The sequence below is a fragment of the Microlunatus sp. Gsoil 973 genome (assembly GCF_009707365.1).
Classification (GTDB): Bacteria; Actinomycetota; Actinomycetes; order Propionibacteriales; family Propionibacteriaceae; genus Microlunatus.
Window position 1 is genome coordinate 4,718,353 of record NZ_CP046122.1, and the last position, 15,821, is coordinate 4,734,173.

Annotated in this window: 17 protein-coding genes and 1 pseudogene; 11 read left to right on the plus strand and 7 right to left on the minus strand. The window is 66.9% G+C overall.

Translation table 11 applies throughout. From position 1 onward, the window contains the following. Positions 1 to 14: 14 nt before the first annotated feature. Both GJV80_RS22150 and GJV80_RS22155 read left to right on the plus strand, forming a co-directional pair. A complete protein-coding gene (locus tag GJV80_RS22150) occupies positions 15 to 944 on the plus strand; it encodes a GTP-binding protein LepA (protein ID WP_230207935.1) in 930 nt (309 codons plus the stop codon). Beyond that, the gene (locus GJV80_RS22155) at positions 941 to 2,044 is read left to right on the plus strand and encodes a DNA glycosylase AlkZ-like family protein (protein WP_230207936.1); all 1,104 of its coding nucleotides are present in this window, start codon (positions 941 to 943) and stop codon (positions 2,042 to 2,044) included. Before GJV80_RS22150 ends, GJV80_RS22155 begins: the two co-directional genes overlap by 4 nt. Positions 2,045 to 2,208: 164 nt before the next feature. Here the strand turns inward: GJV80_RS22155 and GJV80_RS24410 are convergent. After that, positions 2,209 to 2,622, minus strand: a pseudogene (locus GJV80_RS24410) (isochorismatase family protein); the annotation flags it as partial. A gap of 259 nt (positions 2,623 to 2,881) precedes the next feature. On the opposite strand from GJV80_RS24410, the gene infA reads away from it, so the two are divergent. The 7 genes from infA to rplQ all read left to right on the plus strand — a co-directional run bounded on the left by infA (position 2,882) and on the right by rplQ (position 6,728). Continuing rightward, positions 2,882 to 3,103 (plus strand): translation initiation factor IF-1, encoded by a 222-nt coding sequence (gene infA, locus GJV80_RS22165; RefSeq protein WP_154689757.1) that lies wholly within the window; start codon positions 2,882 to 2,884, stop codon positions 3,101 to 3,103. Between the two features lie 83 nt (positions 3,104 to 3,186). Continuing rightward, positions 3,187 to 3,303: a 50S ribosomal protein L36 gene (rpmJ, locus tag GJV80_RS22170; RefSeq protein ID WP_091526970.1), complete on the plus strand. Its 117-nt coding sequence runs from the start codon at positions 3,187 to 3,189 to the stop codon at positions 3,301 to 3,303. A 216-nt stretch (positions 3,304 to 3,519) separates the two neighbouring features. Next, positions 3,520 to 3,894, plus strand: coding sequence for a 30S ribosomal protein S13 (gene rpsM / locus GJV80_RS22175; protein WP_154689758.1), 375 nt, complete (start codon positions 3,520 to 3,522; stop codon positions 3,892 to 3,894). 31 nt (positions 3,895 to 3,925) lie between these two features. Then, the gene (rpsK, locus tag GJV80_RS22180; RefSeq protein ID WP_154689759.1) at positions 3,926 to 4,330 is read left to right on the plus strand and encodes a 30S ribosomal protein S11; all 405 of its coding nucleotides are present in this window, start codon (positions 3,926 to 3,928) and stop codon (positions 4,328 to 4,330) included. 32 nt (positions 4,331 to 4,362) lie between these two features. Continuing rightward, entirely contained in the window at positions 4,363 to 4,971 is a 609-nt protein-coding gene (gene rpsD, locus GJV80_RS22185; protein ID WP_154689760.1) for a 30S ribosomal protein S4, read from the plus strand. 90 nt (positions 4,972 to 5,061) lie between these two features. Continuing rightward, complete coding sequence (locus tag GJV80_RS22190) at positions 5,062 to 6,096, plus strand: DNA-directed RNA polymerase subunit alpha (protein ID WP_154689761.1); 1,035 nt, start codon at positions 5,062 to 5,064, stop codon at positions 6,094 to 6,096. Between the two features lie 53 nt (positions 6,097 to 6,149). Next, complete coding sequence (gene rplQ, locus GJV80_RS22195) at positions 6,150 to 6,728, plus strand: 50S ribosomal protein L17 (RefSeq protein ID WP_154689762.1); 579 nt, start codon at positions 6,150 to 6,152, stop codon at positions 6,726 to 6,728. A 123-nt stretch (positions 6,729 to 6,851) separates the two neighbouring features. Here the strand turns inward: rplQ and GJV80_RS22200 are convergent, their stop codons facing one another. Continuing rightward, a complete protein-coding gene (locus GJV80_RS22200; protein WP_230207937.1) occupies positions 6,852 to 8,027 on the minus strand; it encodes a citrate synthase/methylcitrate synthase in 1,176 nt (391 codons plus the stop codon). 92 nt (positions 8,028 to 8,119) lie between these two features. Between GJV80_RS22200 and GJV80_RS22205 the strand changes: the two genes are divergently transcribed. Then, positions 8,120 to 9,370: a citrate synthase gene (locus GJV80_RS22205; protein ID WP_154689763.1), complete on the plus strand. Its 1,251-nt coding sequence runs from the start codon at positions 8,120 to 8,122 to the stop codon at positions 9,368 to 9,370. A 12-nt stretch (positions 9,371 to 9,382) separates the two neighbouring features. Here GJV80_RS22205 and GJV80_RS22210 read toward each other — a convergent pair whose 3' ends face one another. Further along, entirely contained in the window at positions 9,383 to 10,426 is a 1,044-nt protein-coding gene (locus GJV80_RS22210; protein WP_154689764.1) for an aldo/keto reductase, read from the minus strand. 69 nt (positions 10,427 to 10,495) lie between these two features. Here GJV80_RS22210 and GJV80_RS22215 point away from each other — a divergent pair, with 69 nt between their 5' ends. Beyond that, positions 10,496 to 11,887, plus strand: a complete 1,392-nt coding sequence (locus tag GJV80_RS22215; protein ID WP_195909071.1) for a PLP-dependent aminotransferase family protein — start codon at positions 10,496 to 10,498, stop codon at positions 11,885 to 11,887. A gap of 24 nt (positions 11,888 to 11,911) precedes the next feature. Here GJV80_RS22215 and GJV80_RS22220 read toward each other — a convergent pair whose 3' ends face one another. The 4 genes from GJV80_RS22220 to GJV80_RS22235 are packed head-to-tail and all read right to left on the minus strand — an operon-like array spanning position 11,912 to position 15,821. Continuing rightward, positions 11,912 to 12,769, minus strand: a complete 858-nt coding sequence (locus tag GJV80_RS22220; protein ID WP_154689766.1) for an ABC transporter ATP-binding protein — start codon at positions 12,767 to 12,769, stop codon at positions 11,912 to 11,914. After that, positions 12,766 to 13,875: an ABC transporter ATP-binding protein gene (locus GJV80_RS22225; protein WP_154689767.1), complete on the minus strand. Its 1,110-nt coding sequence runs from the start codon at positions 13,873 to 13,875 to the stop codon at positions 12,766 to 12,768. Before GJV80_RS22225 ends, GJV80_RS22220 begins: the two co-directional genes overlap by 4 nt. Continuing rightward, on the minus strand, positions 13,872 to 14,801 hold the full coding sequence (locus tag GJV80_RS22230; RefSeq protein WP_154689768.1) for an ABC transporter permease: 930 nt from the start codon (positions 14,799 to 14,801) through the stop codon (positions 13,872 to 13,874). Before GJV80_RS22230 ends, GJV80_RS22225 begins: the two co-directional genes overlap by 4 nt. 9 nt (positions 14,802 to 14,810) lie before the next feature. After that, entirely contained in the window at positions 14,811 to 15,821 is a 1,011-nt protein-coding gene (locus GJV80_RS22235) for an ABC transporter permease (RefSeq protein WP_154689769.1), read from the minus strand.

Consider the following 15,821-nt stretch of genomic DNA (forward strand, 5'->3'; position numbering starts at 1 on the left):
GTTAGGGTGTGGCTGTGCCCCGGCAGATCATCACCGGTCAGAAGATCGCTGACCACGTCAAGAGACTGGGCGACCTGTACCCGCCCATCCCGTTGGACACGGTGGATCGCACCATTCTCGACCCGGACGCGGTCAAGTCCAGGTACAGCCACGTGCTGGACTATCTGGCCAGGGTGGAGCTCGAGGTCGACCGGAACGTACTGGAACTGCTGGTCCTGCTGCCCGACGTCGACGAGACCAATCGGATGTTCTACGCCGACGTGTGGCAGCCCCAGGAGATCCAACACGGGTTGATCCTCGACCGGCTCCAGCAGGATCTTGACATGCCACCCGCCGACCCGCATCTCGAGGTCTCGGCGAAGATCAAGATGCTCGGTGCCCTGGCGCACTTCGAGCCGATCCAACAGATCGCCAAGTTGTTGTACTACCTGACCGGTGCCAGCACCGAGCGGCAGGCGGTGCTGGCCTACAACCAGATCCACACCGGCCTGACGGAGCTGGGCGAGCGCGCGATCGCGGAGACGATCATCAGCCCGATCAAACAACAGGAACCGGGGCACTTCGCCTTCTACCAGATGTCTGCCACAGCGATGGTCCAGAACGGGGAACTGAGGCCCTGGCAGTTGTTCCTTGCCCGAGTGCTGCGGGAGAAGTCCTACGGCCTGGTCGGTACCAACGCGCTGGACAGCTACAAGGCCGACATGGGGGCGGTGATCATCAGCCTCGGCATGGAGGACGGGCTGGAGGAGTACGCCCGGGGAGATCGGCCGGGTCGAGTCCCGGCTGTTGTGGGCGACCGAGCAGGGCATGGACGTTCCGCCGTACATCCTGAAGGCACTGCGGGAGAGCATCGACCTGTACTACGAGCGGCAGTCCCGCGGACTGACCGGATCGGTCGCGGCGCGCTGAGCTTGTCGGTGGGTGTTCGTACCCTGCCGGTATGACTGGGATCCAGCTCACGTGCGCGCAAGCCCGCCGGATCGCCGTCCGCGCGCAGGTCCTGGACCGGCCACGGCCGACGGAGGTGCTGCCCGTGGTCCGGCAACTCACCGTGTTGCAGGCCGATCAGACCAAGGTGGTCGCCCCGAACGCCCATCTGGTGCTGTGGAGTCGGATCGGATCGGCCTACGACCGTGACGAACTGGACGATCTGCTGGCGACCCGGGAGCTGATCGAACTCGACGGGATGATCAGGCCCGCCGAGGACATCGCGCTGTACCGCGCGGAGATGGACGCCCAGGCCGACGGCGGCGAGCTGGACGGTTGGGATCGCAGCGCCTGGGAGTGGGTGGACGCCAACGACGGCTGCCGGTTGGACATCCTCGACCGGCTCGCCGACTCCGGCCCGCTGACCTCACGTGATCTTCCGGACACCACGGTGCTGCCCTGGCGGTCATCGGGCTGGAACGACGGGCGCAATGTGCGGATGTTGCTGGAGATGATGGCGCGCAGGGGCGAGGTCGCGGTCGCCGGTCACCAGGGACGGGACCGGTTGTTCGATCTTGCCGAGCGGATCTATCCCGACCAGGACTATCCGCCGATCCAGGAGGCGCTGCGGATCCGCAACCGACGTCGGCTGCAGTCCCTCGGCATCGCCCGGGCCAAGTCCGCCAAACAACCCGGTGAGCCCAACGACGTGGGCGAGGTGGGCCAGCCTGCTGTCGTCGAGGGCGTCCGCGGCACGTGGCGGGTCGATGACGGTCAACTCGAACGGCTCGACGAACCGCTGGAGGGCCGGGTCGCCGTCCTGTCACCGCTGGACCGGCTGGTCATGGACCGGAAGCGGATGACCGAACTCTTCGAGTTCGACTACCAGTTGGAGATGTACAAACCGGCGGCGCAGCGACGCTGGGGCTATTACGCGCTGCCGATCCTGAGCGGCGATCGGCTGGTCGGCAAGGTGGACGCCGCGGCCGATCATGAGTTGGGCGTACTGCGGGTCGAGGAGATCCACGCCGACGAGCCGTTCGACGCCGACCTGTCGGCGGCGGTGGCCGACGAGCTCACCGACCTGGCGGCCTGGCTCGGCCTCGAGCCTGCCTGAGTGACGAACTCCTCCAGCGTGGTCACGGTCGCGAACCGCCCGGCCAGCGCGTAGACCGTCCGCTCAACGACGGTCTGCGCCGGAAGCGTACGGGGATCGTCGACCACCCGGTCGAAGTCGCGATCCAGGGACAGCCCGGGCGCGGCCAGCGGCTGGGTCGCCGTGGCGTCAGCGACGAAGGTGACCTGGTAGCCGAGGTCGGAGGCGACCCGCGCCGTCGTCTCGCAGCATTGCTCGGTCCGGATCCCGCTGATCACCACCTCGCCGACACCGGCACCGGTCAGCAGTTGCTGCAGATTGGTCGTGGTGAACGCGTTGTGGGACGTCTTGGTGATCACCGGCTCCCCGTCGGCCGGCTGCAGCGGCTCCAGCGGGCGTACCTGTCCCGAGGCAGGATCGAACACGCCGCCGGTGCCGGGTTCGGTGTGCAGCACCCAGACCACCAGATCGCCGGCCGCCCGGGCCGCGTTGACCAACCGGTCGCAGCGGTCGGCGATGTCGGGATGGTTGATCAGCTCCCAGCTCCGTCGGGCACGGAATGACGCCTGGACATCGATGACGAGCAGTGCGCGGTTCATGCAGACGATGGTCGCCCGATCACCGACCTCGGGGCGAGGCCCGTCGCGGTCAGGTTTCGTGCGATCCCGGCCAAACGAATCCGGGAGCCCGGCCCGCCGGGCGGCCACCTCGCGACACGCCGCGGAAATGAGGGGATTATGTGACCCCTCGGCGGGTTGGGGGGCGATTTGGGTGGGAGGGCCTGTTGGCGTAAAGTTGACGGTCGGCCACCTGTGTCGGTGGTTGCATCCTGTTCTCAAACACCCAGATTGAGAGTTTATGGCGAAAAAGGAAGGCGCCCTCGAGTTGGAGGGCACCGTGGTCGAGGCCCTGCCCAACGCGATGTTCCGCGTGGAGTTGGCCAACGGACACAAGGTGCTCGCCACCATCAGCGGCAAGATGCGCCAGCACTACATCCGGATCCTTCCGGCTGACCGTGTTGTCGTTGAGCTTTCCCCCTACGACCTGACCCGCGGTCGGATCGTCTACCGACACAAGTAAGCCTGCACGTCACCCACCACACGCCAGCCCTGCGGGGTTGTCTGTTGCCCAATCAGCAACGACCTAGTCAGAAAGACAGTGCGATGAAGGTCCAGCCGAGCGTCAAGCCGATCTGCGATAACTGCAAGGTCATCCGTCGGCACGGCCGCGTGATGGTGATCTGCAGCACGAACCCGCGGCACAAGCAGCGCCAGGGCTGAACGCCCGCTGCCGCCAACGGCAAGCTGGGATCACCTGATCCCAACCGACAACTGAACACCTCTCCAACGTGATTGCTACGGCTCTGCTTGTCAGGGTCACCCACCCCCGGGCGGAGGCCGGGGCCCGGGATCGCCCGGGACGCATCACGCAGACACCTCCGCGGGACGTCCGGCACAGTCCGTACGGACCCGATACCCAGAAGGAACCCGCCTGCTATGGCACGTTTGATCGGTGTCGACCTGCCGCGCGACAAGCGCCTCGAGGTCGCTCTCACCTACATCTACGGCATCGGCCGTACCCGCGCTACCGAGACCCTGGCCAATACCGGCATCAGCGGCGACCTGCGCGTTCACGACGTCACCGACGACCAGTTGATCACCCTGCGTGACTGGATCGAGGCCAACTACCAGACCGAGGGCGACCTCCGTCGTGAGGTGGCCGCCGACATCCGTCGCAAGGTCGAGATCGGCTCCTACCAGGGCCGCCGCCACCGCAGCGGTCTGCCGGTCCGCGGACAGCGGACCCGTACCAATGCTCGCAGCCGTAAGGGTGCGCGCAAGCCCGTCGCCGGGAAGAAGAAGGCCCGCTGACGCGGCCTGGAACGCACAGGAGAACTGACTTATGGCTACAGCAGGTCGTGGCGGCGCCGCCAAGAAGGTGCGCCGCAAGGAGAAGAAGAACGTCGTCGCGGGCCACGCCCACATCAAGTCGACCTTCAACAACACCGTCATCTCGATCACCGATCCCACCGGTGCGGTGATCGCGTGGGCCTCTGCCGGCACCGTCGGCTTCAAGGGCTCCCGCAAGTCCACCCCGTACGCCGCCCAGATGGCAGCCGAGGCCGCGGGCCGACGCGCCATGGAGCACGGCATGAAGCGGGTCGACGTGTTCGTCAAGGGGCCGGGCTCGGGCCGAGAGACCGCGATCCGCTCGCTGGGTGCGGTCGGCCTGGAGGTGGGCGCCATCGCCGACGTCACCCCGGTCCCGCACAACGGCTGCCGTCCGCCGAAGCGCCGTCGCGTCTAGTCGTCCGTCCCTAGCTAACAAGGAATCAACACATGGCTCGCTACACCGGTCCTCTGACCAAGAAGTCGCGCCGGCTGGGCACGGACCTCGTCGGCAATGACAAGGCGTTCGAACGCCGCCCCTACCCGCCGGGCATGCACGGCCGCGGCCGGATCAAGGAGTCGGAGTACTCCCTGCAGCTCCGCGAGAAGCAGAAGGTCCGCTACGCCTACGGCGTGCTGGAGAAGCAGCTGCACCGCTACTACGAGGAAGCCTTCCGTCGCGAGGGCCGTACCGGCGACAACCTGCTGCGTCTGCTGGAGACCCGGCTGGACAACGTGGTCTACCGCGCCGGATTCGCCCGGACCCGGCGGCAGGCCCGCCAGCTCGTCGGGCACGGTCACTTCACCGTGAACGGCCAGAAGGTGACCATCCCGTCCTACCAGGTCAGCCAGTACGACATCATCGACCTGAAGGACAAGTCGCAGAACCTGACCCCGATCGTCATCGCCAAGGAGACCCACGGCGAACGCAACGTCCCGGGCTGGATGGACGTTGACCTCGATCGCGGCCGCATCCTGATCCACCAGCTCCCCGTCCGCGAACAAATCGTCGTGGACGTCCAGGAACAGCTCATCGTCGAGTACTACTCCCGACGGTGATCCTTGCCCGGGCCCTTCGCCACGGCGGGGCCCGGGATCATATCCCCGAATTCGCGCCATCAAATAGCGGTTGGTGCGGAAAGGAAAGAAATGCTCATCGCACAGCGTCCGACGCTGTCGGAGGAAGTCGTCTCCGACTACCGGTCCCGCTTCACCATCGAGCCGTTGGAGCCGGGCTTCGGCTACACCCTCGGCAACTCGCTGCGTCGCACCCTGCTGTCGTCCATCCCGGGCGCGGCCGTGACCAGCATCAAGATCGACGGCAACCTGCACGAGTTCTCCACCCTGGAGGGCGTCGTGGAGGACGTCACCGAGATCATCCTCAACCTCAAGGCCCTGGTCGTCTCCTCCGAGGAGGACGAGCCGGTCGTCATGTACCTGCGGAAGGCCGGCCCGGGCGCCGTCACCGCCGCCGACATCGCGCCGCCGGCCGGTGTCGAGGTGCACAACCCCGAGTTGCACATCGCCACGCTGAACGAGAGCGGTCGGCTGGAGATGGAGCTGGTCGTCGAGCGTGGCCGTGGCTACGTCTCCTCGGTGCAGAACAAGACTGCGGACGCCGAGATCGGCCGGATCCCGGTCGACTCGATCTACAGCCCCGTGCTGAAGGTCACCTACAAGGTCGAGGCCACCCGTGTCGAGCAGCGCACCGACTTCGACAAGCTGATCCTGGACGTCGAGACCAAGAGTGCGATCAAGCCGCGCGACGCGGTCGCGTCGGCCGGCCGTACGCTGGTCGAGCTCTTCGGCCTGGCCCGTGAACTCAATGTCGAGGCCGAGGGCATCGAGATCGGCCCGTCGCCGATCGACGAGCAGCTCGCCGCCGACCTGGCCCTGCCGGTCGAGGACCTGAACCTGACCGTCCGGTCCTACAACTGCCTCAAGCGTGAGGGCATCCACACGGTTGGTGAACTGGTCTCCCGTTCGGAGCAGGATCTGCTGGACATCCGGAACTTCGGCTCCAAGTCCATCGACGAGGTCAAGCTCAAGCTGCACGAGATGGGCCTGTCCCTCAAGGACAGCGCTCCCGGCTTCGACCCGCTGGCTGCCATCGGCCGGTACGACGACGAGTCCGGTGCCGCCGACGACGATGACGTCGACTACGCCGAGACCGAGCAGTACTGATCACGACTGATCAGATCAGCACTCACCACTAGAAACCTTCGGAGAACGACAAAATGCCTACACCCACCAAGGGCGCTCGCCTGGGCGGCAGCGCGGCGCACGAGAAGCTGATCCTGGCCAACCTGGCCACTCAGCTCTTCGAGCACGGGCGGATCACCACCACCGAGGCGAAGGCCAAGCGGCTGCGTCCGGTCGCGGAGAAGCTGATCACCAAGGCCAAGCGGGGAGATCTGCATGCCCGCCGCCAGGTGATGACCACCATCCGCGACAAGAGTGTTGTGCACTCGCTCTTCACCGAGATCGCCCCGACCTTCGAGGGCCGGGACGGCGGCTACCTGCGGATCACCCGCGTCGGCCTGCGGAAGGGCGATCGTGCCCCGATGGCCATCATCGAACTGGTGACCGAGTCGATCGAGGACTCCCGCAAGTCCAACGGCTCGGCTGCTCGGAGCGCGTCTCCGGCGGCCGCGGCACCGGTCCAGAGCGCCGAGTCCCCGGAGAGCGCCGAGTCCCCGGAGTCGCCGGAGAGCCCGGAGTCACCGGAGAGTGCCGAGTCCCCGGCCAGCCCGGAGTCGGCCGGTCAGGTCGAGGAGAACGCCGAGGCCGAGGACGAGAACAAGTCCGAGAGCTGACGCATCAGGCAGAACAGCAGAAGGTCCCCACACGCCGCGCGTGTGGGGACCTTCTCATTCCGCCGAGGGGTCACTAAATCCCCGATCTGTGCGGCGTGTCGCGCCGGTGGCCGAAGGAACCCGTCAGTCGAACGGCTGTGGCGGGGGAGGGCCGACGTACCGCGACGACGGCCGGATGATCTTGGAGTTCTGTGCCTGTTCCAGGATGTGCGCCGTCCAGCCGATCACCCGGGCTGCGGCGAAGGTCGGTGTGAACATCTGCCGCGGGATACCGCACAACTCCATCACCACACCGGCGTAGAACTCGACGTTGGTGTGCAGGCCGCGCCCCGGTTTGAGCTCGTCGAGCACCTGCTGCACACCGTTCTCGACCGCGATCGCGAAGTCCACCAGCGGGCCGCCGAACCCCCGGGCGATCTGTTTCAGCATGGCCGACCGCGGATCCTCGGTCCGGTAGATCGGGTGCCCGAAGCCCATGATCCGCTGTCCGGAGCTGACGGCATCGCGTACCCAGGAATCGATCCGCTCCGGGCTGCCGATCGCATCAAGGGTGTCCAGTGCCCGGCTCGGCGCACCGCCGTGCAGCGGCCCGGACAGCGAACCCAGCGCACCGAGGACACAGGCGCCCAGGTCCGCACCGGTTGAGGCGATCACCCGTGCGGTGAAGGTGGAGGCGTTGAAGCCGTGATCGATGGTGGAGATCAGGTACGCGTTGACCGCCTGCCACTGCCGCTCGTCGGGTTCCACCCCGGTCAGCATCCAGAGGTAGTTCGCGGCGTGGTCCAGATCATCCCGCGGCTCGATGGGTTCCAGATCCTGCTGGAGGCGGTACAGCGCGGTCACCAGCACCGGCGTGATGGCGCCGATCCGGATCGCGGCCTGCCTGCGGTCGTCCTCCGACTGGTCGTAGAGCGGGGCGAAGCCGTACGCCGGCACGGCCAGTGCCAGTGCGGCCCGCAACCCGCCGAGCAGGTCGGAGCCGGCAGACAGCCGGGCGATCGTCGGCAACTCGGCGGCGACGGCCTCCGGCAGGCGTCGGACCGGCCGGACCAGGCGGGCGAAGGACTCCCTCTCGGCCGCGTCGGGGAGTCGGCCGTTGGTCATCAACTGCCAGACGTCCTCGAACGGCCTACGCGTAGCCAGTTCGACCGCCGAGTACTGCCGATAGTGGTAGAAGCCCTCGAGCCCGCGGACGTCGCCCAGTGCGGTCTCCGCGGCCACCACCCCGGCCAGACCTGGCGGCACATCGATCAGGCGGTCGTCCATCCGGTCCCGGGGCGGTCGTTTCGTGGTATCCATGGCGCTCCTTCGTCAGGACACCACTGTCATACTTGACGTGCAGGTTGATCAACATTGATCGAATCAATGTGTGGCCGCGGGAGGTGTGCACTGTGACCGAATCCACAGGACTCGGACCCGGTGGCTGGACCGCTGCGGAGACCGCAGCGCGGCTCGGCGTGAAGCCGGAGACGTTGTACGCCTACGTGTCCCGCGGCCTGCTCTCCCGCCGTCGGACCGGCCACGGATCGGTGTTCGATCCGATCGAGGTCGAGCGGTTCGCCGCAACCCGGCGGCGGAGCAGCGCCGATCGGCCGGCTGTGGTGATCCGCGAGGGTCGGCCGAGCGGTGGACCGTTGATGACGATCGAGACCGACGTCGCGCTGATCGAGGACGACATGCTCTACTACCGCGGTCGGTCTGCGCCCGAACTGGCCCGCACCGAACGCTTCGAGGCCGTCTGCGGTTGGCTGTGGACCGGTGAGTTCGAGCGCGACCATCGCTTCACCCCGCTGCCCGGTGCGGTCGATGCCGTACGCCGGGTGCTCGCGGTGCTGCCCGTCGGGGCGTCGTTGTCGGATCGGGTCCAGGTGATGGTGCCGGTGATCGCCGGTCTGGATCCGCTGCGCGAGGTCCTTGCACCGGAATCGATCGCCGTTCGGATCGGCGGCCTCCTGGCGACCCTGGTGCGTGGCCTGGATGACCAGTCGCAGCCACGGCCGACAATCGCCGAGCAACTGACCGGCGTGCTGAGCCGGGTCGATCGCGATGAAGGTCTGGTCCGAACCGTCAACGCCGCTCTGGTGCTGCTGGTCGATCATGACCTCGCGGCCTCGACGATGGCGGCCCGCACGGCGGCCTCGGCCCGCGCCCATCCGTACGCGGTGGTGCTCAGCGGGCTCGGAGCGCTGGACTCCGCGCTGCACGGAAACGCCAGCCGGGCCGCTTACCGGATGCTCGCCCGGGTGATCGCCGGTGAGGACGCCAGGGCAGTGATCGCCCGGACACTGGCGGCAGGGCGGCCCGGAGTGCCGGGCTTCGGGCACCGGATCTATCGCGCGACCGACCCGCGCGCGGAGTTGATCTTCGATCTGCTCGACACCCTGCTCGAGGACCTGCCCGCCGCCGGTCCGGCATGCGCGGCCGCCGCGGCCGTGACGAGAATCGTCGCCGACCGCGGCGCCATGTTCCGCAATGTCGATCTTGGTCTGGCCACCCTGGCACTGGCCGCCGGGATGCCGGAGGACGGCGGTGAGGTGATCTTCAGCATCGCCAGGATCGGCGGCTGGATCGCGCACGCCATCGACGAGTATCAGCAGACACCGCTCCGACTCCGCCCGGTCGGCCGGTACGTCGGCCCCTGATCGTCGCGGTGGTCAGGCAGCGTCCAGCTCGGCCAGCTCCTCGTCGGTGAGCTTGAGGTCCAGCGTGCCGAGGGCCTCGTCGACCTGCTCGACCGAGCTCGCGCCGAAGATCGGCAGCATCCGTGCGCGCCGGTCCGGTAGGTCGGAAAGAGCGGCGGTGCTGCTGCCGTCGCGATAGACGACGTTGCTGCGCGGGTTGGACAGATGCCAGGCCATGACGACCTGATTGACGGTGCCGCCGTGATCATGAGCGATCCGGTGCGCCAGCTGGAGCCGCCGAAGGCTGTCGGGGTGGTCGTACGGATCCCGGACCGGCATCCACGGGCGGGCCAGTTGCCCGCCCTGCTGCGGGGAGTAGGTGGTGATCGTCAGCCCCGGTTGGGCTGCGACGTAGTCGATGGCCTCGGAGGTGACAAGAGTGTTCTCGGCCTCGCCCGGCTTCGGCCAGTAGATCGAGTGCTGCTGTTGCCACGCGCCGAACTCGGCCCTGCCGTGTCGGCGACTGTGTTCCCGGGCAACCGCGAGCCGCCAGGTCGCGGTGTTCGACATGCCGGGGATCTGGATCAGGCCCTCGTCCACCAATGACGAGAAGAGGTCGGCGATCTCGGTGATGTCGAGGTTCCGGTCGTCGACGTGTCCGTAGTAGACGCCGACCCGGTCGACGCCGAGATTGGCCAGGCTCTTGGTCAGTTCGCGTCGGACGACCTCCGGCGCCAGTCCTTCGTAGTTGGTCGGCGGGGTGCCGCTCAGCGGCCTGTCCGGACTGATCTTGCCGGCCCCGCACTTGGTCGCGACGACGACCTCGTCGGCGACCCGCCGGCTGGCGATCCAGCGACCGAGCACGCGTTCGCTGTCGCCGGCCACCGAGCCGAGTTCCGGTGTCCAGTCCCCGTAGTTGTTCGCGGTGTCGAAGAACCGGCCACCGCCTTCCCAGAAGCGGTCGAGGACAGCGAACGAGGTGGCCTCGTCCTGCCGGACGCCAAGATTCATGATGCCCATGCAGAGTGCGGTGACCTCGAGATCGGTGCTGCCGCTATGCAGAATTCGTGTCTCCATGACCGCCACGATAAAGGAGATATTGGTCTGGATACCCGATCCAATCGAGTTATAGGATCCCATACCAATATGACTGGAGTCTCCACTGCCGGGTTGACGCTGGATCTCGGCGATGACGGTCCGATGACGCGTCGGCTGACCACCGCGCTCCGGGACGCGGTGCGCGACGGCCGGCTGCCGCCCGGGACGGCATTGCCGCCCAGCCGGCAGTTCGCCGCCGAGATCGGCTGCAGTCGCTGGGTGGTCACCGAGGCGTACGGACAACTGGTCGCCGAGGGTTATCTCCAGGCGACCACCGGTGCGGCGACCCGGGTTCGCGATATCCGTGGTGCCACGCCGCTCCGTCCACTGGGTATCCCGCCCGCAGAACCGAGACCGCGGTTCGACCTGGCTCCCGGGATCCCGGACCTCTCCGCGTTCCCGAGGACGCGGTGGGCCGAGGCGTACCGCAGGGCGGTGCTCGCCCGGCCGACCGGGCTGCTGGCCGATCGCACCCCGATCGGCATCGCCGACGCGCGCGCGGTGATCACCGACTATCTGGTCCGCACCCGACAGGTCCGCGAGGACCCGACACAGGTGATGGTCAGCAACGGCGCAGGCGCCTCGGTCGGCTGGCTTGCCCGCGTGCTGGTCAGGCTCGGACACCGGCGGATCGGCGTGGAGGATCCCTCCTGGCCCGGACTGCGTGATGCCGCCCGCCGTGCCGGACTCGAGGTCGTACCGATCCCCGTCGACAATCACGGCTTGCAGGTCTCCCGGCTCGACGATCATCCGGGGATCCGGGCGGTGATCACCACGCCCGCCCACCAGTTCCCGATGGGGGTCGCGCTGTCGCCGGACCGGCGGCTGGAACTGATCGACTGGGCCGAACGGGTCGGCGGCCTGGTGATCGAGGACGACTACGACGCCGAGTACCGCTACGACCGGCGCCCGGTGGGCAGCCTGCAGGGGATGGCGCCGGATCGCGTCGTTCTGGTCGGTTCGGTCTCCAAGTCCCTCGGCCCGGCGGTGAATCTCGGCTGGGTGATCATGCCCCAGTGGTTGATCATGAGGATCCTCGCCGGTGACCTGGAAACCGGTGTCGGACCGTCGGTCTTCGGGCTCGAAGCCTTCGCGATCATGATCAACGAGGGTTGGTACGAGCGGCACCTGCGGGGAATGCGCACCGCCTATCGCAAGCGTCGGGAGGCCGTTGCTGCCGCCATCGAGGAAATGTTGCCCGACTGCCGGATCTCCGGGATGGCGGCGGGCCTGCACCTGCTGTTGGAACTGCCGGCCGGAACCGACGCCGATGGGGTGGTGGACCGGGCGGCCGCACAGCAGGTCGGTGTGGTGTCCATCGATCGCTACCGACTGCGATCCGGGCGGAACCCGGCTCTGGTGATCGGGTACGGCAATCTGCGGAGCGGTCGTGAGCGGGAGGCGGTCGGGCTGTTGGCTCGGGCGATCCGCCGGACCTGACCCGACCACGCCCTACGAACGGCGCTAGGCCGGTTGCCCGCTGAGCCTCGGTACGTCGCTGAGCAATCGCCGGGTGTACTCGTGGTGCGGATCGAAGATCACCTGCTCGGCCGGGCCCTGCTCGACCATCACCCCGTGTTCCATCACCAGCACCTGATCGGCGATGTAATTGGCCTGCCCGATGTCGTGGGTGATGAACAGGATCGTCATTCCCAGCTCGTCGCGCAGATCAGTGAGCACGTTGAGGATGTTGACCCGCAGTGAGGCGTCCAACATCGAGGTCGCTTCGTCGGCGATCAACAGCTTGGGCCGCATCATCAGCGCCCGGGCGATCATCACCCGCTGACGCTGGCCACCGGAGAGCTGGTGAGGAAACCGGTCCAGCACGTCGGCCCCGTACAAGCCGACATGGTTCAGGGACTCCTCCATCCGCGCCTCGGCAGTCGCACGGTCACCGATCAACCGGAAGGACCGGCTCAACAACCGTCGTACGTTGAAGAACTGGTTGTAGGCACTGAACGGGTCCTGGAAGACCGCCTGTACGTCCTTCCAGTAGTCCGCGCGGGCCGGACCAGTGATGGTGGTGACGTCCTTGCCGTTGAACTCCAGCGTTCCCTCAGTGACCGGTAGCAGCCGCAGCACCATTCGGGCCAGGGTCGACTTGCCCGAGCCGCTCTCACCGACGACTGTGGTGATCTGGCCCTCATTGAGGGAGAAGTTCACCTGCTTCACGGCCTCGACCAGATGCTTGCCACGGCCGAAACGCCGAGTTACACCGGTGCCGCGGAAGATCACCTTCTTCGCGCTGTCCCCGACCGGTGTCGACGGTGTTGCCTCGGCGGCCGGAACCGACTGCGCTTGACCTCGACCGTTGACGCTCATCGGGCACCTTCCTCGACCATCGCAAGATCATCGTCGGCGGCGACGTTGGTGGCCTCTTCGACCGGGACCACGCGGTCGACCGGGACCGGGACGCCCGGATTCTGCTGGGCCCACCAGCAGGTTGAGAACCTCAACTCATCGCCGACCTCCGGAGGGTCGTCTGTCTTGCAGACATCCATCGCCAGTCCGCAGCGCGGATGGAACCGGCAGCCCGACGGCGGGCGGAGCAGATTCGGCGGTGAGCCGGGGATTCCCTTGACCCGCTTGCGCCGGAAGGACGGCTCCGGGACCAGCACCGAGTTCAGCAGCGCTGCGGAGTACGGGTGTCGGGGCTCGGTCGAGATCTGCTCGGCGTCGCCGATTTCGGCGATCTTGCCGGCATACATGACCGCGATGCGGTTCGACACGGTTCGCAGCACCGGCAAATCGTGAGTGATGAAGACCACACCCGACATGATCTTGTTCTCCAGCATCTGCAGGAGCATCTCGATCAGGGCCTTCTGGCTTGACACGTCCAGTGCCGAGGTCGGCTCGTCGGCGATCAGCAGCCGCGGGTTCAGCAGGGTCGAGATGACGGTCACGACCCGCTGCTTCATGCCGCCGGAGAGTTGGTGCGGGTAGGCGTCGAGGGCCCGCACCGGCAGGCCCAACTCGTCGAAACGATCACGCGCCCGGTCCAGCGCCTCGGACCGTTTCACGCCCCGGTCGTGCGCCCGCATCACATCGAAGACAAGATCGCGGACTCGCATGGTCGGGCTGATCGAGTTCATCGCACCTTGCGGCAGCATCGAAACCACTGATCCGCGCCAGGTCCGTGGCAACTTCGACCGGGGACCGAGGTGCTGTTGCTTTCCGTCGACCTCCAGCGTGCCGTGTTCGACGACCAGCGGTTCGCGGGCGGTCAGCGAGAGGATGGCGCCGAGCGTCGATTTGCCGCAGCCGGACTCACCGGCGATGCCCAGCACTTCTCCCTCGTTGATCGAGATGGACACGTCGTCGACCGCGACCACCCGGTTGCCGTCAGGGGTGTAGTACGCGGCCCGCAGGTTGTGGGCATCGAGCAGCCGGAGCCCGGTCGCCCGTGAACGGCTGGTGTACTCGGTCATGATCGATCTCCCTCGAGGACCGGTTCGCTGACGACCCCGGCAGCCGGAATGGCCGCCGGCGTGCCGGCGACGGCCAGCCGGCGCTTGGACCGGCCGCGCCGCAGCCGCGGGTTGAAGACCTCGTCCAGGCTGGCCTGCAACAGCAGCAGCGAGAAGGCGATCAAGGTCAACATCAGCGTCGGGGGCAGGAAGGCCCACCAGGCGCCGGTACGCACCGAACCCCAGGCCAGCGCCCAATAGAGCATGATGCCCAGACTGACCGATCCGGACGGGCCCAGGCCGAGCATCGACAGTGCGGCTTCCGCCAGGATCGCACCCGACATCTGCAGCACGAAGGCCATCGCGACGTAGCTGAGCAGATAGGGGAGTACGTCCCAGGCCAGGATGCTGACCCAGCGTGCACCGGACAGCCGGGCAACGTCGATGTGTTCCCGGTTCCGGACGCTGGTGGCCTGGGCGCGCACCGCCCGGGCCGTCCACGGCCAACCCGTGACACCGATCACCGCGGCGAGGGTGAGTGACGTAGTGCCGTTGACGGCGATCGACAACAGGATCACCACGACGATCGACGGGATCGCCAGGGCGATGTTGGTGACACCCATCAGCAGGTCGTCGAGCCAGCCGCCCTGGAAGCCGGCGACCAGGCCGAACACCAACCCGATCAGCGTGGAAATGGCACCGGCCATCAGGCCGACGAACAGGCTGGTCCGGACACCATGCACCAGATTGGCGATCACGCTCTGGCCGGCGTTGTCGGTGCCGAGCCACATCGCAACGGACCCGAAGTTCGGCTTGTCGTACAGGCCGCCGATGGTGGCATGCGGATTGACCTGGATGACCAGCGGTCCGACCAGGCCGACCAGCAGGGTGAAGGCGACCAGGCAGGCAGCCACCCAGAATCTCGGCGTCAGATTGATCGATCTCATGATCGCCTCCTACCGTTCGCCGCTGTGAGCAGCGCGGATCCGCGGATCGATGACGCCGTACGCGATCTCGACACAGAAGTTCGCGGCAAGCACGGCGAGGGTGATCAACAACGTGATCGACTGGATCACCGGATAGTCGCTGGTATTGATCGCGCTGAACAACAGCGTCCCGATGCCGGGATAGGAGAACACCAGCTCGGTGATCAGTGCGCCGCCGATCATGCCGCCGATCGACAGGGCGAGACCGGTGATCTGCGGCAGCATCGCGTTCCGGAAGATGTAGCGGACGATCCTGGAGTCGGGCAGGCCGAGTCCGCGCCCGTAGTTGACGTAGTCCGAGCCCAGCTCGTAGATCGCCATGGATCGCATGCCGACTGCCTGACCGCCGACGAAGATGATCACCAGCGACCAGAACGGCAGCCACCAGTAGGTGATGGCGTCACCGATGAATGCCGGCGTCAGTTCCGGCGTCAGGCCGAGTGAGTAACCACCGCCGACCGGAAGGATGCCGAGTTCCACGCCGACCACGTACAACAGCACGATCGCCAGGCAGTAGTACGGCATCGAGGAGGCGAACAGCGACCCGACGAAGGCGCCGCGGTCGAACCAGCCGCCCCGGTAGGCGGCAATCGCGCCGAGCAGGTTGCCGACGATCCAGCCGACCAGGATGGCCGGCAGCTGGATCACGATGCTCCACGGCAGTGCCTGGCCGACCAAAGAGTTGACGCTCTTGGGGTACTGCGAGAACGACGTGCCGAGATTCCCGTGCGCCAGCTGGTCGATGTAGACCAGGAACTGCTCCCACATCGGCTTGTTCAGCCCGAACTGCTCCATGTAGTGGCTGTAGATCGCCTTCATCTGCTCACCACTTGCCCCGCCGCCCCGGGCCATCTGGCTGACGATGTTGTCAACCGGATTGCCCGGGATCAGGCGGGGCAGCAGGAAGTTGAGCAGCAGGGCGACGAACAGCGCAATCACGTACCAGATCGCCTTCCGACCCAAGTACTTTGCGAAGTCCAT